This window comes from Longimicrobiaceae bacterium, from assembly GCA_036375715.1.
Lineage (GTDB): Bacteria > Gemmatimonadota > Gemmatimonadetes > Longimicrobiales > Longimicrobiaceae > DASVBS01.
The window spans coordinates 1-19,764 of the sequence record DASVBS010000056.1 but is presented as its reverse complement, the minus strand read 5'-3'; the positions used below and the strand labels follow the sequence as shown (position 1 = coordinate 19,764).

Annotated in this window: 20 protein-coding genes and 1 rRNA gene; 20 read left to right on the top strand and 1 reads right to left on the bottom strand. The window is 66.8% G+C overall.

The window, feature by feature from the left end; translation table 11 throughout:
• Positions 1-278 precede the first annotated feature (278 nt).
• The 15 genes from tgt to VF167_10865 all read left to right on the top strand — a co-directional run bounded on the left by tgt (position 279) and on the right by VF167_10865 (position 13,333).
• Positions 279-1,424, top strand: a complete 1,146-nt coding sequence (tgt, locus tag VF167_10935; GenBank protein ID HEX6925942.1) for a tRNA guanosine(34) transglycosylase Tgt — start codon at positions 279-281, stop codon at positions 1,422-1,424.
• A 34-nt stretch (positions 1,425-1,458) separates the two neighbouring features.
• Entirely contained in the window at positions 1,459-1,773 is a 315-nt protein-coding gene (gene yajC / locus VF167_10930) for a preprotein translocase subunit YajC (GenBank protein HEX6925941.1), read from the top strand.
• Between the two features lie 9 nt (positions 1,774-1,782).
• Positions 1,783-2,334, top strand: a complete 552-nt coding sequence (def, locus tag VF167_10925) for a peptide deformylase (protein ID HEX6925940.1) — start codon at positions 1,783-1,785, stop codon at positions 2,332-2,334.
• Positions 2,331-3,257: a methionyl-tRNA formyltransferase gene (fmt, locus tag VF167_10920; protein ID HEX6925939.1), complete on the top strand. Its 927-nt coding sequence runs from the start codon at positions 2,331-2,333 to the stop codon at positions 3,255-3,257. Before def ends, fmt begins: the two co-directional genes overlap by 4 nt.
• 7 nt (positions 3,258-3,264) lie before the next feature.
• Positions 3,265-3,891, top strand: coding sequence for a thiamine phosphate synthase (thiE, locus tag VF167_10915; GenBank protein HEX6925938.1), 627 nt, complete (start codon positions 3,265-3,267; stop codon positions 3,889-3,891).
• A gap of 36 nt (positions 3,892-3,927) precedes the next feature.
• Positions 3,928-4,140: a sulfur carrier protein ThiS gene (gene thiS / locus VF167_10910; GenBank protein HEX6925937.1), complete on the top strand. Its 213-nt coding sequence runs from the start codon at positions 3,928-3,930 to the stop codon at positions 4,138-4,140.
• A gap of 42 nt (positions 4,141-4,182) precedes the next feature.
• On the top strand, positions 4,183-4,998 hold the full coding sequence (locus VF167_10905; protein ID HEX6925936.1) for a thiazole synthase: 816 nt from the start codon (positions 4,183-4,185) through the stop codon (positions 4,996-4,998).
• 8 nt (positions 4,999-5,006) lie between these two features.
• Positions 5,007-6,320: a 16S rRNA (cytosine(967)-C(5))-methyltransferase RsmB gene (rsmB, locus tag VF167_10900; protein ID HEX6925935.1), complete on the top strand. Its 1,314-nt coding sequence runs from the start codon at positions 5,007-5,009 to the stop codon at positions 6,318-6,320.
• Complete coding sequence (locus tag VF167_10895) at positions 6,317-7,132, top strand: PASTA domain-containing protein (GenBank protein HEX6925934.1); 816 nt, start codon at positions 6,317-6,319, stop codon at positions 7,130-7,132. The genes rsmB and VF167_10895 overlap by 4 nt, the downstream gene beginning before the upstream one ends.
• Entirely contained in the window at positions 7,129-7,680 is a 552-nt protein-coding gene (locus tag VF167_10890; protein HEX6925933.1) for a TlpA disulfide reductase family protein, read from the top strand. Before VF167_10895 ends, VF167_10890 begins: the two co-directional genes overlap by 4 nt.
• Before the next feature lie 3 nt (positions 7,681-7,683).
• The gene (locus VF167_10885) at positions 7,684-8,667 is read left to right on the top strand and encodes a hypothetical protein (GenBank protein HEX6925932.1); all 984 of its coding nucleotides are present in this window, start codon (positions 7,684-7,686) and stop codon (positions 8,665-8,667) included.
• Entirely contained in the window at positions 8,664-9,731 is a 1,068-nt protein-coding gene (gene tsaD / locus VF167_10880; GenBank protein HEX6925931.1) for a tRNA (adenosine(37)-N6)-threonylcarbamoyltransferase complex transferase subunit TsaD, read from the top strand. The genes VF167_10885 and tsaD overlap by 4 nt, the downstream gene beginning before the upstream one ends.
• Positions 9,732-9,858: 127 nt before the next feature.
• Positions 9,859-10,827 (top strand): metallophosphoesterase, encoded by a 969-nt coding sequence (locus VF167_10875; protein HEX6925930.1) that lies wholly within the window; start codon positions 9,859-9,861, stop codon positions 10,825-10,827.
• On the top strand, positions 10,824-12,032 hold the full coding sequence (locus tag VF167_10870; protein ID HEX6925929.1) for a hypothetical protein: 1,209 nt from the start codon (positions 10,824-10,826) through the stop codon (positions 12,030-12,032). Before VF167_10875 ends, VF167_10870 begins: the two co-directional genes overlap by 4 nt.
• 266 nt (positions 12,033-12,298) lie before the next feature.
• On the top strand, positions 12,299-13,333 hold the full coding sequence (locus tag VF167_10865) for a bifunctional oligoribonuclease/PAP phosphatase NrnA (protein ID HEX6925928.1): 1,035 nt from the start codon (positions 12,299-12,301) through the stop codon (positions 13,331-13,333).
• 293 nt (positions 13,334-13,626) lie between these two features.
• Here the strand turns inward: VF167_10865 and speA are convergent, their stop codons facing one another.
• Complete coding sequence (gene speA, locus VF167_10860) at positions 13,627-15,528, bottom strand: biosynthetic arginine decarboxylase (protein ID HEX6925927.1); 1,902 nt, start codon at positions 15,526-15,528, stop codon at positions 13,627-13,629.
• 226 nt (positions 15,529-15,754) lie between these two features.
• Between speA and VF167_10855 the strand changes: the two genes are divergently transcribed.
• From VF167_10855 to VF167_10835, 5 genes are all read left to right on the top strand, one after another.
• Positions 15,755-16,141: a hypothetical protein gene (locus VF167_10855; GenBank protein HEX6925926.1), complete on the top strand. Its 387-nt coding sequence runs from the start codon at positions 15,755-15,757 to the stop codon at positions 16,139-16,141.
• Positions 16,142-16,193: 52 nt separating this feature from the next.
• Complete coding sequence (locus VF167_10850; protein ID HEX6925925.1) at positions 16,194-16,679, top strand: Fur family transcriptional regulator; 486 nt, start codon at positions 16,194-16,196, stop codon at positions 16,677-16,679.
• A 322-nt stretch (positions 16,680-17,001) separates the two neighbouring features.
• Positions 17,002-18,822 carry a translational GTPase TypA gene (typA, locus tag VF167_10845; GenBank protein HEX6925924.1) on the top strand — a complete coding sequence of 607 codons (1,821 nt, stop codon included), beginning with the start codon at positions 17,002-17,004 and terminating at the stop codon, positions 18,820-18,822.
• A 300-nt stretch (positions 18,823-19,122) separates the two neighbouring features.
• Complete coding sequence (locus VF167_10840) at positions 19,123-19,362, top strand: hypothetical protein (GenBank protein ID HEX6925923.1); 240 nt, start codon at positions 19,123-19,125, stop codon at positions 19,360-19,362.
• Positions 19,363-19,684: 322 nt separating this feature from the next.
• Positions 19,685-19,764 (top strand): 16S ribosomal RNA (locus tag VF167_10835); the annotation flags it as partial.

Here is a 19,764-nt window from a genome sequence, read left to right as displayed (position 1 = left end):
GTACAAACCGCGCTCGCTCTTCCATCGGGCAGGTCTCACTCCAGGGCATCGAGCACCTCCAAGTTCGGGGGGCTCTAGTTTGCGCTGTGTGTTACCTATGTGCCCGGTTTAAACTGTTACCTATGTGGCCGGTCTGTACCCTGCACCCGCACTTCACCTTGTCACCTTGTCACCCCGTCACCCTCTCACCGCCCGCCCCCCGCTTGCCCCCCCGCCCGCCCCCGCCCATCTTCCCCCGCGAAATTGCGCCCTTTTCTCAGAAATAGCTGCAAGATTTCGTGTTCGAGTTTCACATCGACGCGACCGACGGCGTAGCGCGCACCGGCGCTCTCCGTCTGCCCCACGGGACGGTCGAGACGCCGGTGTTCATGCCGGTGGGGACGTTGGCGACGGTCAAAACGCTGACGACGGAAGAGGTGGAGGCGCTCGGGGCGCAGATCATCCTCAACAACACCTACCACCTGTACCTCCGTCCCGGAGTCGAGGTGGTCCAGCGGCTGGGCGGCCTGCACCGCTTCCAGGGATGGAACCACCCGATCCTCACCGATTCGGGGGGATTCCAGGTCTTCTCCCTGGCCGAGATCCGCACCATTACCGACGAGGGCGTGAACTTCCAGAGCCACATTGATGGTTCGCGGCACCTCTTCACGCCGGAACGGGTAATGGAGATCGAGCGGGCGCTCGGTGCGGACGTGATCATGGCCTTCGACCACTGTCCGCCCGGACAGGCGGACCGGCAGCTCGCCGCCGACGCGTCGCGCCGTACGCTCCAGTGGCTCGCCCGTTGCCGTAGTCGCTTCGAGGAGCTGGTGCGCGACGACCCGGAAGGCCCACAGCAGGCGCTCTTCCCCATCGTGCAGGGCGGGATCCACGCGGACCTCCGTGTCGAGGCCGCCCGGCGCACCGCGGAGCTCGGACCCTGGCTGGGAACGGCGATCGGCGGGCTCTCCGTGGGAGAGCCGAAGCCGGTGATGTACGAGATACTCGACGTCGTCGTGCCGGAGATCCCGCGAGAGCTCCCCCGGTACCTGATGGGCGTGGGCTACCCGGAGGATCTGATCGAGGGCATCGCGCGGGGCGTCGACATGTTCGACTGCGTGGCGCCGACGCGGAACGGCCGAAACGGCACCGTCTGGGTGCGCCAGTTGGGCAGGATCAACATCAAGTCGGCCCGCTTCCGGCTGGATCCGGAGCCACTCGACGCGGATTGTGCGTGCTACACGTGTAGCCGGTACTCGCGGGCCTATCTGCGGCACCTGTTCGTGGCGGGCGAGTGGCTCAGCATGCGGCTGCTGTCCATTCACAACATTCGCTACCTGATCGACCTGGTGACGGAGGCGCGGGCCGCGATTCGCGGTGGGACCTTCGAGAGCTGGAGTCGCGCGCGACTGGGCGAGATGCGGCAGGATCGCGCGGAGGCTTGAGGGCGGGTTCAACCTTCATGGAGATCTGACATCTGTGACAACCGCAACGATAGTTGCCGCGCAGGCGGCGAGTGGGGGTGGGATGGTCCTGCTGCTGCAGTTCGTCTTCATCATCGCCATCGTCTACTTTCTCTTCATCCTGCCGCAACGCCGAGAGCAGAAGCGTCACCGCGAGCTCCTGGCGTCGCTCAAGCCGGGAATGGAGGTGGTGACCGCAGGCGGCATCGTGGGCGAGATCATCCTCATCAAGGACGACCTCGTCACCCTGAAGAGCGGCGACTCCCGGGTTGTGGTGGAGCGGCCCCGCATCCTGAGGCTCTTGAACCCGACCGCCGAGTCGAAGAAGTAGGAGGGAGAGATGGCCGTGCGGAAAATCGAGCTGCTGGGCTCTCCGGTGCTGCGACGCCGGGCCGAAGAGATCGAACAGGTGGATGATGAGCTGCGAGCGCTGATCCGCGACATGTTCGAGACGATGTACGATGCCGAGGGAATCGGCCTGGCAGGCCCGCAGATCGGCGTCGACCGGCGGGTGATCGTCGTCGACGTACGCGAAGAAGGATCGACGCCGATGGCGCTGGTCAACCCGCGGATCGTGGAGGCCTCGGCCGATACGGACAAAGCAGAGGAGGGGTGCCTGAGCATCCCTGGCGTGTCCGGCGTGGTCGAGCGCTCCACCGGGGTGATCGTGGAAGGGCTCTCCGAGCACGGCGATCCGGTGCGGGTCGAGGCGGAGGGGATGCTCGCCCGCTGTCTGCAGCACGAAATCGATCACCTCGACGGCGTGCTCTTCGTCGATCGTCTCTCGCCCCTGAAGCGGAACATGGTGCTGAAGCGCTATCGGGCCCTGCAGGCTGAGGAGAAGAAGAAGGAACAGCGTGGAGCCGCCGACGCCGTGCGCTCGCGCGGATGAGGATCCTCTTCTGGGGTACTCCGGAATTCGCCCTCCCGGCGCTGCGCGCCCTCTCCGACGAGGGTCATGAGGTTGTAGCCGTCGTGACCCAGCCGGATCGACCGGCCGGGCGGGGGCGCGTCCTCACGCCGTCACCGGTCAAGCGAGAGGCGATGGAGGAGGGAATTCCGGTTCTGCAGCCGGAACGTGCCCGCGGGGAGGAGTTGCTCGCGACGATCCGGGAGCTCGAACCGGATCTCTCGGTGGTGGTCGCGTACGGGCAGATCCTGCCGCGGGAGATCCTCGACGCCCCTCCGCTCGGCTCGCTGAACATCCATGCGTCGCTCCTCCCCGAGCTACGCGGCGCCGCGCCGGTCCAGTGGGCGATCATACGTGGCCTGGAGACCACCGGCGTGACCATCATGAAGATGGACGAGGGACTGGATTCCGGGCCGATCGTGCACGCGGTGCAGGAGCCGATCCGGCCGGACGAGTCCGCCTCGGAGCTGGCGATGCGGCTGTCCGAGATCGGCGCGGAGGCGCTCGTGGAAGCGTTGGCGATGATCGACGCGGGGAGCGCCGAGATGCGCCCGCAGGAGGACGAGCGGGCGACCTACGCGCCCAAGATCGAGCGGGAAACGGCTCGCCTCGACTGGTCCCTTCCGGCCGTCGAACTGGCACGCTGGATCCGGGGACTGGACAGCGTGCCGGGCGCCTGGAGCGAGCTGAACGGGACCACGGTGAAGCTGTTCTCGCCGCGTGTGGAGGTGCATCAGGGAGAGCCAGGGCTGGTGCTGGAGGCCGACCCGGAAGTGGGGATCCTGGTGGCGGCGGGGGAGGACGCGGTGCGGATCCGGGAGGTCCAGCCTGCCGGTAAGCGGCGCATGAGCGCGGGCGAATGGGTGATCGGCCGCGGCATCCGCGCCGGCGATCGCCTTCGCTAGTACATTCGTGGCCGGGAAGGAGCTCCCGAAGCTGCATGTCGTCACCGATGACGAGGTGGTCGCCCGGGACGACTTCCTCGAGGTGGCTCACGCGATCCTGGCGGCGGGGGCGGAGCGGGTTGCCTTCCACCTGCGTGCCCCCCGGTCCGGGGGGCGAGCGGTCTTCCGGCTGGCGGAGGTGCTGGCATCGGTGGCCGCGAGCACGGGTTCGCCCCTCATCGTCAACGACCGCGCCGACGTGGCTGTCGCGGCGGGTGCCGCGGGCGTCCACCTGGGCGCCCGAGGGCTGCCGCCGGAGGATGCGCGCCGCCTGCTGGGGCCCGATCGACTGCTGGGCGCTTCGGTGCACACGGCGGAGGAGGCTCATCGAGCAGCCCTTGCGGGAGCGGACTACCTGCTGGCGGGGACCCTCTACGACACTCCCTCGCATCCCGGGCGCCGGGGAAGTGGGCCGGACTGGTTGAGGGAAGCCGCGCGCGGCGAGATCCCGGTCATCGGGATCGGCGGCGTGACACTCGACCGCGTGCCCGAGGTGGTGCGGGCCGGGGCATGGGGCGTGGCGGTGATCCGGGGGGTGTGGAATGCGGAGCATCCTCGCGAGGCGGTGCGCCGCTTCATCGAAGCATTGTATTGAGGCATCGAGCCACTGTATTGACGGGGACGTCAGGAATTGACCGAATCGATCGAAGTCGTTCTGAACGGGGAAGAACGTGAGGTGCCGTCCGGGGTGACGGTGCGCGGGCTCCTGGAGCACCTCGACCTCAAGCCGGAGATGGTCGTGGTCGAGCGCAACGGAGACATTCTGCGACGCGACCGCTATGCGGAGGTGCCGGTAGAGGAAGGTGACGTGCTCGAGTTGGTGCATTTCGTCGGCGGCGGTTGAGCCGCGATCCAGCAGGAGCTTCCCAGCAGCAAACATATCTGTATGGCAACGACGACGGAGTTCCGAAGCACCGCGGCCAGCCTGCTCGACGACCGGCTGGTCATCGCCGGCCGTCCGCTGCGCTCGCGGCTGATGGTGGGGACCGGGAAATACCGTACGAACACCGAGATGGTGGAGGCGATCGCCGCCTCCGGCGCGGAGGTCGTGACGGTCGCGGTGAGGCGGGTCGACCTGGATCGAACGAAGGAGGACGGAATCCTCTACCACCTCGATCCTGAGAAATACCTGCTGCTCCCGAATACCGCGGGGTGCTACACGGCCGAGGACGCGATACGGTACGCCCGGCTCGCGCGCGCCGCCGGCTTCACCGACTGGGTGAAGCTCGAGGTGATCGGCGATCCCGAGACGCTCCTCCCCGATGTGGAGGCCACCCTGGTGGCGGCACGCGAGCTGGTAGCCGATGGCTTCACCGTGCTCGCGTACACCAACGACGACCTCATCACCGCCCTCCGGCTGGAGGATGCCGGCTGCGCGGCGGTCATGCCGCTCGCCTCGCCGATCGGCAGCGGGCTGGGTCTGATCAACCCATACAGCGTCCGCATGATCAAGTCGCGCTTGCAGGTGCCGGTGATCGTGGACGCCGGGGTCGGAACGGCCTCGGACGCGGCCCTGACCATGGAGCAGGGGGTGGACGGCATCCTCATGAACACCGCCATCGCCGAGGCCGACGATCCGGTGATGATGGGACGGGCCATGGGACTTGCCACAGAGGCCGGTCGCCTGGCGTACCTCGCCGGGCGCATGCCGCGGCGGGAGCGCGCCGTGCCGTCGAGCCCGACGCGGGGGATGGTGGGCTGATTCGTTCGATGGCCTCGAGTCCCACCCGCGCCCGCAGGGTCGCGCTGGATGTGATGCGCGCCCTCCGGCGCGGGGAGCTGCTGGACCGGGCAATCGAGCGACACGCGCGTCCTCTGGACGCCAGGGATCTCGCCTGGACCCGGGAGCTGCTTTACGGAACGCAGCGCCTCCGGGGTCGGCTGGACCAGCTGCTCGCCCGACGAGTCCGCGGGGGCCTGGAAGCGCTCGAGCCGGACGTTCTGGACGTTCTGCGGCTGGGAGTCTATCAGCTCCTGGAGATGGGCGGCGTGCCCAGGTACGCCGCCATTTCACAATCGGTGGATCTGGTGCGGGCGGCGGGCAGCCCCCGAGCCGCGGGGCTGGTGAACGGCGTGCTGCGAGCGCTCGAGCGCGCCGAAGGTGAGCGAGAGTTTCCCGATCCCTCCCGGGATCCGGTGGGCTACCTGTGCACCTGGGGCTCGCATCCGCGCTGGCTGGTGGAGCGGTGGCTGGCTCGCTGGAGCTTTGCCGAGGTCGAGCGACTGACCGAGGCGAACAACCAGCGGCCGGAGCTGTATATCCGGCCAGTCGGGATGACCGCGAGCGATGCCCAGACACGGCTGCAGGAGGTGGGTGTGAGCGCCTCGACGGTCGAAGGCTTCCCGCGCTCGCTGCGGCTGCCGTCCGGGAGTGAGCTCGGCACGGTGCTGGAGGCTGTGCCGGCGCTGGTGCAGGATCCCGCCGCGGCGCTCGTGGTGGACTACGCCGACGTCCCGGCGGGAGCAACGGTGTTGGACCTGTGCTCCGCGCCGGGAGGCAAGACGGCGGGCATGGCGGAGCGGGCGGCTTTCGTGGCAGCCGCCGATCTCTCGCTGGCGCGGATCGAGCGTGTGCGCCAGAACACCGAGCGCGTGGGCATTGCGGACCGCGTCGCGATGGTGGTGGCGGACGGTCGGGTTCCGCCGTTTCGCCCTGTGGATGTGGTTCTTCTCGACGCGCCCTGCACGGGTACGGGAACGTTCCGTCGGCACCCGGACGGGCGTTGGCGCATCGGACCCACGGAGCTGGAGAGCCTTGTCGGGCTCCAGCGGGAGTTGCTCGATGCCGCGGCCGAGCTGGTTCGACCTGGAGGGTTGCTGGTTTATGCAACCTGCTCTCTGGAGCCGGAAGAGAACGAGGCTCAGGTCGAGCAGTTCCTCCAGCGGCACCCGCGCTTCGTCCGCGATCCGGTACCGGGCGGCCTCGATCCGGCAGTAATCACGGCCGAGGGCGACCTGCAGATATTACCTCAGCGGCAGGGCGTGGACGGCGCCTACGCCGCGCGCCTGCGGAGCTCTGATTGAACTCTCTGGAGGACCAAGCACCACCCGCCGATCCCGGCGATCGACGACGGCGCGGCCTGCGCAGGGCCGCGATCGTTGCCGCCGCCGCGTTCGTCGTCGGTTACCTCCTGGCGGCGCTGGCGATGTGGATCGGCTCACCCGGCCGTTCGGTGGTGACGGTCCCGAACTTTCGCGAGCTGCCTTTTTCAGAGGCCCGCGATATCGCGGAGCGGAACGATCTGGTGCTGGAGCTGGCTGACTCGCTGCCGCACACTGAGATGGACCGGGGTCAGGTGCTCACTCAGAGTCCGCTACCTGGCCAGGAGGTGCCGCCGGGCACGCCGGTGCACGTCATCGTCAGCTCGGGACGGGCGCGGCTTTCCATCCCCCAGGTCGCCGGACTGTCGCAGGAGCAGGCGCTGCAGGTGCTCGAGGCCAGTGGGATTCGGGCCGTGGTGCAGGGGGTGAACGACCAGCGGCGGCGCGGGCTGGTGGTGGGCACCGACCCGGCTGCGGGATCAGTCGTCGCCATCCCGGCGCGGGTGCGGCTCCTGGTGAGCATCGGCCCGCCCATGGTGGCAGTGCCGGATGTGCTTGGGATGAGGTTGGATTCGGTTGGCCCCGTGCTCGGCGCCGCCGGACTGCGGGTCGGGGAGGTCACCCGACAGGTTCGCTTCCTCGGTCTGGAAGGGGAGATCGTGTCGCAGCAGCCGGCCGCGGGTGACAGCGTACCCGAGGGCTCGGCCGTGGATCTCACCGTCACGACCAGCCGGCTCGAGCTGCTCAGTCCGGAAGAGCAGGGCGTACCCGACGAGGACGGAGAATTTCGATGAATCGGCAGTGGTTCTGGGTTGGAGCGATCGTGGCGCTGCTACTCGGCCTGATCGGGGCGGGCTGGGTGGTGCGCGACCGGTTCCTCCCGGTCGAAGTGGGCACGCGGGCGCCCGACTTCGAGGCGACGACCCTGGAGGGAAAACCCGTCTCGCTCTCCGACCTCCAGGGGGAGGTCGTTCTGCTGAACATCTGGGCCACGTGGTGCCCGCCCTGCCGCGAGGAGATGCCCTCCATGCAGCGGCTATACGAGGAGCTCGGCCCCGAGGGGCTCCGGATCGTGGCGGTCAGCATCGATGCGGCCCCCGGCTCCGTCGATTCCTCCGGGCGTCCGGGGGGTAATGTGGCGGAGTTTGCCAGAGAGTTCGGTCTCACTTTCGACATCTGGAGGGATCCCTCGGGCCGGATCCAGCAGACCTACCGCACCACGGGAGTGCCCGAATCATTCGTGATCGATCGTTCCGGGATCATCGTCAAGAAGGACATCGGCGGCGTGATCTGGGACACTGATGCTCGCAAGGACCTGATCCGACGGCTTCTGGAGCAGTAGCGCGTGCGATCCCCGTTGCGGTTTCTCACCGACAATTGGCAGCTCAAGTTGCTGGCGCTCGCGCTCGCGGTGCTGCTCTGGGTGGTCGTCAGCGCCGAACAGGTGACCAGCCAGTGGATTCCGGTGCCGCTGCGGATCGAGGAGAACGATCCCGACTACGAGCTGGTCTCGCCGGCCGAGTACGGCGAGGTGGAAGTCCGCTTCACCGGCTCGGGGCGCGACCTGATGGAGCTGGCGATCCGCAAGCCGCCGCTGGTGCTCACGATCGACAACGTCGATGCCACCACGCAGGATTTCCGGCTGACGCCGACGATGGTGCAGATCCCCAGCCAGCTCGCGGTCAACGCCCAGGAAGTGCGCTCCGCGGTCGTCCGCCTCAACTTCCGTCGCCTGGCCTCGCGGGAGATGCCGGTGCAGCCCACGGTGAACCGCGAGGTGGCCAGCGGCTGGACGCTCGTGGACACACTGCAGCTGACCCCGGCGCAGGTGGAGATACGCGGGCCGGCTGAACGCGTCGCCGCTGTCCGTCAGCTGCGCACAGTGCCGTTTTCACTCCCCCTCACGGACTCGGTCTTCTCCACCTCGGTGCGCATCGACACGACGAACCTTTCCGGCCTCGAGCTGTCGACCACCCACGTGCAGGTCTCCGGCCGGGTGGACCGAGTGGTGCAGCGACGCCTTTCCGACATTGCAATCTCCGTGGGTGAGGGCGTCGTCGTCCGTCCAGAGGTGGTGGACGTCCTCCTCTCCGGTCCGCGCAGCATGGTGGAGCGGCTGCAACCGGGGGATTTCCGCGTGGTGGTCTCGATCGATTCCATCCCGAGCTTCATCCCGCCCGAGGGGCTCTCCGTACCGGTGCGGGTCGAGGGGCTGCGGTCCGGCGTCAGCGCTTCCGTGGTGCCTCCCGCGGTGCGGCTCATGCCCACGGTGGTGGAAGACACCACCGGATTGGAGGCTCCGGGCACCGAAGACGCGGGTGCCGGATGAGCCAAGCGGACCAGCCGGATGGCCTGATCACGCTGGGAGTCGAGACCTCCTGTGACGAGACCTCCGCAGCCATCCTGCGCGGAGAGACGGAGTTGCTGGGGCACGTCATCCTCTCGCAGGACATTCATCGACTGTACGGAGGCGTAGTTCCGGAACTGGCCTCACGCGCCCACTTGCGCGCGCTCGACACGGTGGTCGAGACGACGTTGGCGGAGGCGGGGGTGCAGGTGGACCAGATCGACCTCGTCGGCGTCACCGCGGGGCCCGGACTGATCGGAGCGCTGCTGGTCGGTGTGTCGTGGGGGAAGGGGCTCGCCTGGGCGCTGGAGCGGCCGGTGGTCGGCGTGCACCACATGGAGGCCCACCTCTTCGCCACGCAGCTCGAGAATCCCGCGGCACAACCGCCCTTCGTGGCGCTGCTCGTGTCGGGCGGACACACGCTGCTGCTCTGGGTGCCTGCCTGGGGGGAGTACCACCTGCTCGGCTCGACCCGCGACGACGCCGCTGGCGAGGCCTTCGACAAGGCCGCCAAACTGCTCGGGTTGCCGTACCCCGGCGGACCGGCGATCGAGCGTGAAGCGAGCCGTGGCGACGGCGATCGCTATCGGCTTCCACGACCGCTTCTGACCCGCCGCGCACGTGAAGGCGATGCGGGGTATTATGATTTTTCGTTCAGCGGGCTGAAGACCGCGCTGCGGGAGAAGATCCGGGAGGTGACCCGGGAGCGTCCGCTGGAGGAGGCCGTGCCCGACCTGGCCGCCGCGTTCCAGGATTCGGTCGTGGAGGTCCTGGTCACCAAGACGATGCGCGCGGTGCGGTCACGAGGCTGCAAGCGGGTCGTGTTGGGTGGCGGAGTGGCCAACAGCCGCGCCCTGCGGCGAGCGCTACAGGCGGAGCTGGGGGAGGAGGGAGAGCTGTACTATCCCTCCCCGCGTCTCGCTACCGACAATGCCGCTATGATCGCCCGCGCTGCGCGATTTCACTACGATCGCGGGGAGATCTTCGGCCTGGACCTGAACGCGGACGCGTCGCTGCCCTTTCCCGGTCTGGTGAAGGGCGGTTGAGCTGGTGAAAAGCGGTCGAGTTGATGGTAACGGCTGAGGTAAGGCGGTCGATTCCGCTCTAAGTCCCTGGTAATTCAGCGGCTGGCACACAAGTGGCAGCGCGCGCTGCAGACCCTGATGCCCGTCGATGCTGACCATCCTGCACGTCTCCGACCTTCACTTCGGGCCTCCGTACCAGGAGGTGGTGGGGGAGGCGTTGCTGCGATTCGCCTTCGACCTCGGGCCGGACCTCATCGTCGCCTCCGGGGATTTCACGCAGCGAGCCCGCGAGGAGCAGTTCATCGCCGCCCGAGCGTTTCTCGACCGCCTCCCCAATGCGCCGCTGGTCACCACCCCCGGGAACCACGACGTGCCGCTCTACCGGATCGGAGAGCGGCTGTTCCGCCCACTGGAGAACTATCAGAGGCACATCTCCTCTGAGCTGGACAGTGTCACCCGGCTGCCCGAGGCGGTGGTCGTGGCGCTGAACTCCACCGCTCCCCGGCGGGCCATCGTCAACGGGCGCATTCACCGCAAGCAGTTGGAGTTCGCTCGCCAGGCATTCGACGGCGTACCCCCTGAGGTCTTCCGGATCGTCGTGGCGCATCACCACTTCGCGCCCCCGCCGGATTTCGAGCGGGTCTCCGTCATGCCCAAGGCCAAGCGGGCGCTCGACGCCTTCACCCGCATGCGGGTGGACCTGGTGCTAGGGGGGCACCTGCATCGAGCCTATCTGGGGAACTCGCTCGACGTCTATGCGGGGATGGACCGCGAGCACGGCATCGTGATCGTGCAGAGCGGTACGAGCACGTCGCGCCGCGGTCGGGCGCGCGAGCGGGAGAAGAACTCATTCAACGTGCTGCGCCTGGACGGCAGGATGATCCGAGTGACCCATTATATGTATTTCGAGGTCGCCGACGGCTTCCTCCCCACCAGCCGGCACATCTTCTTCCGCGGCGGTCGTCCTCCGATCGAAGGCGAATCCGAGGAGCTCGGCGCGTATTACGACGAGAGCGCAGACGACGACCTGGCGCGGGCGATCGGAGGAGCCGAACCGCCTCCATCAGCGGCGGGCCGGATCGAGGAGCCGGTGACCGATCGGAGTGCCGCCCGATGAAGCGGATCAGCCGCCGCTGGACCCCCTTTCTGGGCGGGATGGTCGCCGCCATCCTCCTGGTGGTCGCGGTTCTGCTCGCGCTCACCCGGACCGACCGCGGGCGAGAGAAGATCCTCGCCATCACCCTCGAGACGCTGGGAGGTCAGCTCCACCCGAACGCCGTGCTGACCGTGGGTCGCCTGGAGGGTGGCCTCTTCACGGGCGCTCGCATGTACGACATCACGCTGCGCGATGCGAAGGGGGAGGAGATGGTCGCGGCGGACAGTGCATATATCCAGTACCGCCTGCCGACGTTCTTTGCGGGAGACATCGTCATCGACGACCTCGTGCTGTTCGACGCGGAGGTCCTGCTCTACCGCCTTCCGGGAGACTCGCTCTGGAACTACCAGGAAGTGCTGCAGGATACCGCGCCCCCTCAGCCGGGTCGTGTGGGGCGCGCGACGATCCTGAACGAGCTCCGGCTCGTGAACAGCGAGCTGACCGTGAGAATGGAGTGGCAGCCCGATGAGGATCTCTCACGGGCGGAGCGGGAGCGCGAGATCGAGGAGGCGCTGGCCGATACCTCGCGCCTCGCCGTCGAGGAGGTAGAGGACGGGTACGTCCGCACGATCGTGGTGACGACCCCGGAAACGGTACTCGAAGGGCTGACCGTGGCACCGGACGAGCGCGGGGGGACGTACCTGCGTGTGGTGCGCTCGGACGCGACCGTGCACCTGTACCGAGACAATCCGATCCAGATCCGCGACCTGCAGGGAGAGCTGTCGCTGTTGCGTGGAGTCGTACGTTATCAGGCACCGGTGGTACAGTTCCCGGGATCCCGGTTGAGCACGGAGGGAGTGCTCGACATGAGCGGAGACGAGGCGGTCTACGACGTGCGCGTGTCCGGATCCGACATCGCTCTGAGAGATCTACAGTGGCTGTACCCACGATTCCCCGAGGAGGGCCGAGCCACCTTCAGCGCGGTCATCGACACCCGGCAGCCGGAGTCGCTGTTTGTGCGCATGACGGACCTTCAGTTCGAGACGCCGGGTACGCGTCTGGTGGGGGATTTCTCCATGCGCATGGGGGAGGAGCTGCTCTTCTCGGACGTGGACCTCCGTGCAGATCCGCTGGACGTGGAGACGGTGCAGGCCATGCTCCCGACCTCGCTTCCGGTGCGAGGGTTGGCAATAGGAGCGGTGGAAGTGAGGTCGTCCGCGTCCTGATAGATGGCGGGCTGGTTCCTCCGCAGGTTGACTTCCGGACCGCACTTTTGCTACCATCGACGGTTTGGCCTCAACGGACCTGCCGCCGGGGCAGGTGCGGCGATCTCGTTCGTCGCCAGCGCGGTACGCCCGCACCGCACCCCGAAGGGCCGGCGGTGTGGGGGTGCTGCTCGGGGAGGAGGGGAAGGATCCCACCGGAGGAGCCGGTCCACAGCCGCTTACCACACTCTCTCGACGGAAGAATCAAGCTGAGCACCAACGACTTCGTGCAGGCACCAGAGCCACCCGCGGAGCGCGCCGCTGCGCTGCGTCCCATCGCCGAGCGGCTGCTTTCTGCCCGCTCCGTGATCCTCACCACGCACGTCAACGCCGACGGCGACGGTGTCGGCTCGCAGGTCGCAGTGGCCGCATGGCTCGCGGAGGCGGGGGTACGAGCGACCATCGTCAACCCCACCCCGTATCCGTCGGCGCTGCGCTTCCTGATAGATCGCGAGGAGATGGTGGCGGATTTCGGCACCGCCGAAGCGGCGGTAGCGCTGAGCGACGCCGACTTGGTTCTGGTGCTGGACACGAGCGAGCCGAACCGCCTGGGACCGCTGATCGAGCACATCGAATTCGAGCGTACGATGGTGGTCGATCATCATCCGCCGGGGCCGTCGGTGGTCGGGTCGATGGCTGTTCAGGATCCGACCGCGGCGGCCGCCGGGGAGCTGATCTACGACCTCGTGCGAACCGCGCGGCCGGTCTGGACTCCCATGGTGATCCAGGGCATCTACGTAGCCCTGGTGAGCGATACGGGATCTTTCCGCTTCAGCAATACCTCGCCGCGTTCGCATCTGATCGCTGCGGAGATGATCGCGCGGGGCGTCGAGCCCGAGGTGATCTTTCAGCGGCTCTTCGCCACCTTCCCGCGCCGCAAGCTGGAGCTCCTGCGAGAGGCGCTCGCCGCCCTCGAGGTGGATCCCGAGGCCGGCATCTCCTGGATGGTTCTCCCCCGCGAGGTGGACGCGCGCCTGCAGACCAACCCCGAGGACTACGAGGGTCTCATCGATCACGCGCGCTCCGTCGAGGGAACGCGCGTGGCCATCCTTTTCCGCGAGACTTCCGAAGGGGAGACGAAGATCTCCTTCCGCTCCAACGGAGAGGCCGACGTGAACCGCGTGGCCCGCGAGTTCGGCGGCGGCGGCCACGTCAAGGCCGCCGGCGCCCTCGTGCCCGTCCCCCCCGAGGAGGCGGTGGAGCGGGTGCTGGAAGCGGTGCGGGAGGAGGTGGCGCGCAGTATGGCGGCGCAGAAAGGGTGAGATCGGGGGGACAGTTACGAATTACGAATTACGAATTACGAATTGCGACCGGGCCGTGCTGCCCGTCCCGAACTGATTCGGCCAACCCGAGCTGCGTTAGCATCTCGAGCCGACGTTGCCATCACGAGCCTGACGTGTCGTCCTGAGCCGGGAGCGACCATCGTGAGCCTAGCCGGGGTCATCCTGAGCGAAGTGAAGGATCGCGCGGAGGCACCGTCACGGCTCCGGTCAGGATGACGGCAGGCGACCAGGTAATTCGTAATTCGTAATTCGTAATTCCATGCCCCGCCGGCCTACTCGCCAATCTCGCCCTCGAGGTACGTATATCCCGCCAGGCCGTCGATGAATTCCGCAATGAAGGTGTTGGCCTCCTGGCGGTCGAGGCGGGCACGCTGGACCTTGCGCCGGAAGGTGGCGATCAGGGCCTGGGCGTCGAACTGCACGTAGTTGAGCACCTCGGTGATGGTGTCGCCGTGCACGAGGTCAGTGATCTCGTAGCCGCCGTCGGGACGCAGGCGGAGGTGCACGGCGTTGGTGTCGCCGAAGAGGTTGTGCAGGTCGCCCAGGATCTCCTGGTAGGCGCCGGAGAGGAAGATCCCCAGGATGTAAGGCTCCCCCGGCGGCACGCTGTGCAGCCGCAGCGTTCGCCCCACCGGTTTTCCCCCCGCGAAGCGATCGATCTTCCCGTCCGAGTCGCAGGTGACGTCCTGCAGCGTGCCGCGCCGGGTGGGCTCCTCCTGCAGCCGATGGATCGGCATGATCGGGAAGACCTGGTCGATCGCCCAGGAGTCGGGGAGTGACTGGAAGAGCGAGAAGTTGCAGAAGTAGCGATCCGTCAGGATCGTGTCGATCTCCGGCAGGATGTCCTCGTACTCCTCCGGCTCCCGCGACGCCTGCTCCTGGATGCGGTTCAGGATCGCCAGGTGGAGCCGCTCCGCGAGCGCCCGCTCCTCCAGCGAGAGCACCCCCGTGTTGAAGAGGTGCTGGGTCTGGTCCTTGGCGAAGGTGGCGTCGTGGTAGATCTCCCGCAGGTTCCCCTTCCCGATCTCCCGATAACTCGCCGCCAGATCCTGCACGATGGGGTGGGCGTCCTCGCTGATCTCCTCCGGGGGCTCGACGCTCTGCGTCTCCAGGTCGATCACCTTGATCAGGAGCAGGGCATGGTGCGCCGTGAGCGCCCGGCCCGACTCGGAGATCACGTGCGGCATGGGGATTTCGTTCTCCCGGCAGGCCTCTGCCAGAGAGTAGATGATGTCGTTCGCGTACTCCTGGATGGTGTAGTTGACGCTGGCGTGTACGGTCGACCGGCTGCCGTCGTAGTCCACCCCGAGGCCGCCGCCCACGTCGACGTGGCTGATCTCCACCCCCATCTGCCGCAGCTCCACGTAGAAGCGGCTGACCTCCGTCATCGCGATCTTGACGTTGCGGATGTCGGTGATCTGTGAGCCGAGGTGGAAGTGGACCAGCTTGAGGATGTCGAGCTGGTCGGCGGCGCGCAGCTTCTCGAGGAGCTGCACCAGCTGCGCGGAGGTGAGCCCGAACTTGCTGCGCTCCCCGCCGCTCTCCGCCCACTTGCCGGAGCCGGCGGAGGCGAGCTTGATGCGCACGCCTGCCGTGGGCTTCACCCCCATCTGTTTGGCCACCTTCAGCAGGATGTCGACCTCGTTGAGCTTCTCCAGGACGATGAAGACCTGGTGGCCGAGCTTCTGGCCCATCAGGGCCAGCCGCATGAACTCCTCGTCTTTGTAGCCGTTGCAGACGATGATGTGGTCGGTGCTGTCGGTGAGCGCGAGCACCGCCTGCAGCTCGGGTTTGCTACCGACCTCGAGTCCCACCCCGAATGGCCGACCGTAGGCGAGGATCTCCTCGACCACGTGGCGCTGCTGGTTGACCTTGACCGGGTAGACGGTAGTGTAGCTGCCCTCGTAGCCGAACTCGGCGATGGCCCTTTGGAAGCGCTCGGCGAGCGTCTGCACACGCGTACGGAGGATATCGGAGAAGCGCAGGAGGAGGGGCAGCCCGACTCCCTGCGCTTCGAGGTCCATCGCCAGCTCGAAGAGATCGAGGCCGTTTTCGGGATCTTTGGAGGGGTGAACGGTCACATGGCCCGCCTCGTTGATCCCGAAGTACCCGATCCCCCAGCCTTCGACGTTGTACAGCTCCCTCGCATCGGCGAGGGTCCAGGCGTTTTCTATCTCGTCCTCCCGTGGCTACCTGCGCGGTCGACTAAAAAGTCGCACAATGTGCAACCACCAGGGCCGCGGCGAAAGGGCGGGACGCGCTTGAGCACGCCTCGATTCGGAGGTATCTTGCCGCACGGCCTGGAAGTTCTGAATAGAGGCCGTTCGCCACGGCATCATGCGTGCCCCGAATTCCCCGTTGAAGGCACAGAGAACAGTTACCCCGGCACTGGCAGAATTGTTGTCGGCGATCCCGGAGCTGGCGCCGCTCGACCGCCTCGATCGCGCCTGGATCTTCCCGCCCCGCCTGACGGGGGAGGTCGAGACGGGCCTGGTGGTCGTCTCACTGTGGCCCGCGGAGAAGCCCGAGGCGGACGAGCGGGAGGTCGTCACCATCCGCTACGAGCAACGGCAGGTGAAGAACCGAACCGAGGGAACCCGCGAAGTGCTGAGCCGCGGGTGGGCGCCCTCGCAGCGTGTGCCCGGTGTGATTGACGGTGTGGTGCGGCGGTTGGGAGAGGAGGGGGAGGAGCCGTGGAGCGGGGATGTGACTGCGGACATCGAGAAGTGGAACCGATTGGTCGGGGAGGTGTCCGATGGTATGGTTGACGTCGCCAACGGAGAATGATTATCGTTAGCCAACGGACCACCCGACCGCCCGCGGGATTCAGGAGGAATACATGTCGCCATTCATCCACCTCTTTCGCCGCTACCTGAGGGAACAGGGGCTACCGGTCACCCAGCAGCGGGAGGCAGTGGCGGACGTGGTCTTCAGTTCGACGGGACACCTCTCGGTGGACGACATCGAGGCGGCGCTGAAGGGGCAGGGGGAGCGGATCGGGAAGGCGACCATCTACCGCACGATGGAGATCCTGGTGCGCAGTGGGCTGGTGGAGGAGCACGATTTCGGCGAGGGGTTCAAGCGCTACGAGCACCTCTTCGGCCAGCAACCGATCCACGAGCACCTGATCTGCACCAACTGCAGCCGGGTGATCGAGTTCCAGAGCCCCGAGGTGGTGCGCCTCCAGGAGGAGACCGCTCGCCAGCACGGCTTCCTTCCCACCCGCCACCGCCTGGAGATCTACGGCATCTGCTCCAGCTGCCAGGCACTGGGCGTCGCCCCGCAGAACGACGGGCTGACGTGTCCGGTGGATATGTTGAACTGACGAGAAGCTAAGAAGTTAGAAGCTAGAAGCTAGAATTCTCGGATTCTGGCTTCCTGGTGGGGTGGCCGGCACCGATGGTGGTGCCGGCCTTCTTGTTGGATCTTCTCAGCCTCTTCAGACCGGTCGGCTGAGATGGCTGTCTTTTCTGTGGGGTGCCCGCCGCCGCAGGAGGAAGGAAGAAGGGGAATTCCAGCTTCTAGCTTCTCGCTCCTAGCCTCTCCTTCTGATCCCACTGGAGGAAAGAAGGGGAATCCGTTACATTCAAAGGCTTTGCATTTTCAGGATTTCGGCGCTGCCGTTCTCAGTGTTCACAGAATTCCCCATGCTCCGCAATATCGCCATCATCGCGCACGTCGACCACGGCAAGACCACCCTGGTGGACCACATGCTGCGCCAGGCCGGGACGTTCCGCGAGAATCAGCGCGTGGTGGAGCGGGTCATGGACTCGAATCCGCTGGAGCGGGAGCGTGGGATCACGATCCTCTCGAAGAACCTCTCGGTGCGCTGGGGGGAGTACAAGATCAACATCGTTGACACCCCGGGACACGCGGATTTCGGCGGTGAGGTCGAGCGCATTCTGCGGATGGTGGACGGCGTGATCCTGCTGGTCGACGCCGCGGAGGGGCCGATGCCGCAGACGCGCTTCGTCACCCGCAAGGCGCTGGATCTGGGGCTGCAGCCCATCGTCGTCATCAACAAGATCGATCGCGGGGACGCGGATCCGCACCGGGTGCATGACGAGGTGCTGGAGCTGTTCATGGAGCTCGAGGCGGATGACCACCAGCTCGACTGCCCGTTCCTGTACGCGATCGGGCGCGAGGGCGTGGCGATGCATTCGCCCGACGCGCAGCGGGTCGACCTGCGGCCGCTGTTCGAGGCGATCGTGGAGACGATCCCCGCGCCGCGGGCGGATCCCAGCGGGCCCTTCCAGATGCTGGTCTCCACCATCGACTACTCGCCCTACCTGGGGCGGCTGGCGATCGGCCGGATCGAGCGGGGTGTGGCGCGGGTGGGCGAGCCGGTGGTGCTCCTCGATCACGAGGATCGCGATCCCACGCGGGGCGTGCGGGCGCGGATCAGCAAGCTCTTCGCCTTCGACGGCCTGGAGCGGACCGAGGTGGAGAGTGCCGAGGCGGGCGACATCGTCGCGCTGGCGGGTCTACCCGAGGTGGAGATCGGCGCCACGGTGTCCGACCCCGAGTATCCCGAGGCGCTGGAGGGGATCAAGGTCGAGGAGCCGACCGTCTCCGTGGACGTGATGGTGAACACCTCTCCCTTCGCCGGTCGGGAGGGGAAGTTCGTGACCAGCCGACAGGTGCGCGACCGGCTCTTCAAGGAGCTGGAGAGCAACGTGGCGCTGCGGGTGGAGGAGACTGATTCGCCCGACACCCTGACGGTGAGCGGACGCGGCGAGCTGCATCTGGGCATCCTGATGGAGACGATGCGGCGTGAGGGGTACGAGTTCGCCATCTCCCGTCCGCGCGTGATCATGAAGCGGGGCGAGAACGGCGAGCGTCTCGAGCCGTACGAGGAGGTCACGATCGACGTACCCGAGACGTTGATGGGAGCGGTCATCGAAAAGATGGGGCAGCGCAAGGGTGAGATGCTGGAGATGCGGAACCCCGGGGGCGGGCTGGTGCGGCTCGTCTACCGGATCCCGGCACGTGGCCTCTTCGGCTATCGCTCCGAGTTCCTGACTGACACCCGCGGCGAGGGGACCCTGCACCATCGCTTCCTGGAGTACGGGCCGTACGTGGGTCCGATGAATACGCGCTCGCGTGGGGTGCTGGTGAGCATGACCGACGGGGAGGCGGTGGCCTACGCCATCGGCCAGCTGCAGGAGCGCGCGACCTTCTTCATCACCCCGGGCACGGCCGTCTACGAGGGGATGATCGTGGGAGAGAACGCGCGCCCCGGCGACATGGAGGTCAACGTGACCAGGGGGAAGAAGCTGACCAACATGCGTGCCTCCGGCTCCGACGAGAACATCCTGCTCGAGCCACCCCGCCGCATGACCCTGGAGGACGCGATGGGCTACATCGCCGACGACGAGCTGATCGAGATCACCCCCAAGGCGCTGCGCCTGCGCAAGCGGCTGCTGAACGCGAGCGATCGGAAGAAGGCGTCGAGGGTGAGTGCGTGAGGGAAGAAGCGAGAAGCGAGGAGCTAGAAGCTAGAATTCTTTGATTCCGAGGCCGGAGCTTGCGGCCCGCTCTGGTCCAACCGCACCGTGGCCAGCCTGAGTGGCTCGACGGTTGCTTGAGGTCTGATGTGCAGGAAGTAAAGAATTCAGCTTCTAGCTCCTGGCTTCCAGCTTCTCATCTAGAAGACGCTTGACAGCCCGAACCCTCGGTGTACTTTGGCGCTTACCCGCCTGGAATCAGGATTTTTGGGTAGTCCCCGTGCAGCGGAACCCTCTCACGTGCTCACAGGAGATTGTGGAATGGCGGATGTGACGGCGGTGCCGACGTTCGCAGAGGAAGTAGAGCTTCTTGACGGCATCGAGGCGCGCTTCGACGACCCGGACGACGGCGACGACTGGGAGGGGGACGGGACGGAGCCGGATTGGGAGGACGACGAGGACGAGTGGGACGACGAGGAGGACGAGGACGACTGGGATGACGAGGACGAGTGGGAGGAGGATGACGAGTGGGACGACGACCTCGAAGAACTCGACGAGTGAGGTGAGCAGGCCCGCCGCACGTGGCGGGCGCCGCCGCACCTATGGGGGCTCTGATCGCGCGGTTGTCGGGGTTCGGTTCCGGTCAACCGGGGTTGACGGTCAGAGCCCGCTTCTCTAGATTTCGGATCTTGGCCGACCGGCGGGATGGCGGTCGGCTCGTTGTTTGAGAATCCGGGTAGAGTGTCTGTGATGCCCTGGTAGGGAGCGTACCTTCTCCCTGCCGTGCGGGGACGCGGGAGCGTCTTCGCGAGGGCGACAAAGGTAATTCCGGACGGAGCTTCGTTTAGGAAGCTTGGTTCGAGAGAGCTGAGTGAGACTCTTTTTATTGGAGAGTTTGATCCTGGCTCAGGACGAACGCTGGCGGCGCGCTTAACACATGCAAGTCGGACGGGGCACTTCGGT

Coding starts and splice junctions, on each gene's coding strand:
- def (HEX6925940.1), top strand. CDS start 1,783: ATGGCCGTGCGGAAAATCGAGCTGCTGGGCTCTCCGGTGCTGCGACGC.
- fmt (HEX6925939.1), top strand. CDS start 2,331: ATGAGGATCCTCTTCTGGGGTACTCCGGAATTCGCCCTCCCGGCGCTG.
- VF167_10905 (HEX6925936.1), top strand. CDS start 4,183: ATGGCAACGACGACGGAGTTCCGAAGCACCGCGGCCAGCCTGCTCGAC.
- rsmB (HEX6925935.1), top strand. CDS start 5,007: ATGGCCTCGAGTCCCACCCGCGCCCGCAGGGTCGCGCTGGATGTGATG.
- VF167_10890 (HEX6925933.1), top strand. CDS start 7,129: ATGAATCGGCAGTGGTTCTGGGTTGGAGCGATCGTGGCGCTGCTACTC.
- tsaD (HEX6925931.1), top strand. CDS start 8,664: ATGAGCCAAGCGGACCAGCCGGATGGCCTGATCACGCTGGGAGTCGAG.
- VF167_10875 (HEX6925930.1), top strand. CDS start 9,859: ATGCTGACCATCCTGCACGTCTCCGACCTTCACTTCGGGCCTCCGTAC.
- VF167_10870 (HEX6925929.1), top strand. CDS start 10,824: ATGAAGCGGATCAGCCGCCGCTGGACCCCCTTTCTGGGCGGGATGGTC.
- VF167_10850 (HEX6925925.1), top strand. CDS start 16,194: ATGTCGCCATTCATCCACCTCTTTCGCCGCTACCTGAGGGAACAGGGG.
- typA (HEX6925924.1), top strand. CDS start 17,002: ATGCTCCGCAATATCGCCATCATCGCGCACGTCGACCACGGCAAGACC.
- VF167_10840 (HEX6925923.1), top strand. CDS start 19,123: ATGGCGGATGTGACGGCGGTGCCGACGTTCGCAGAGGAAGTAGAGCTT.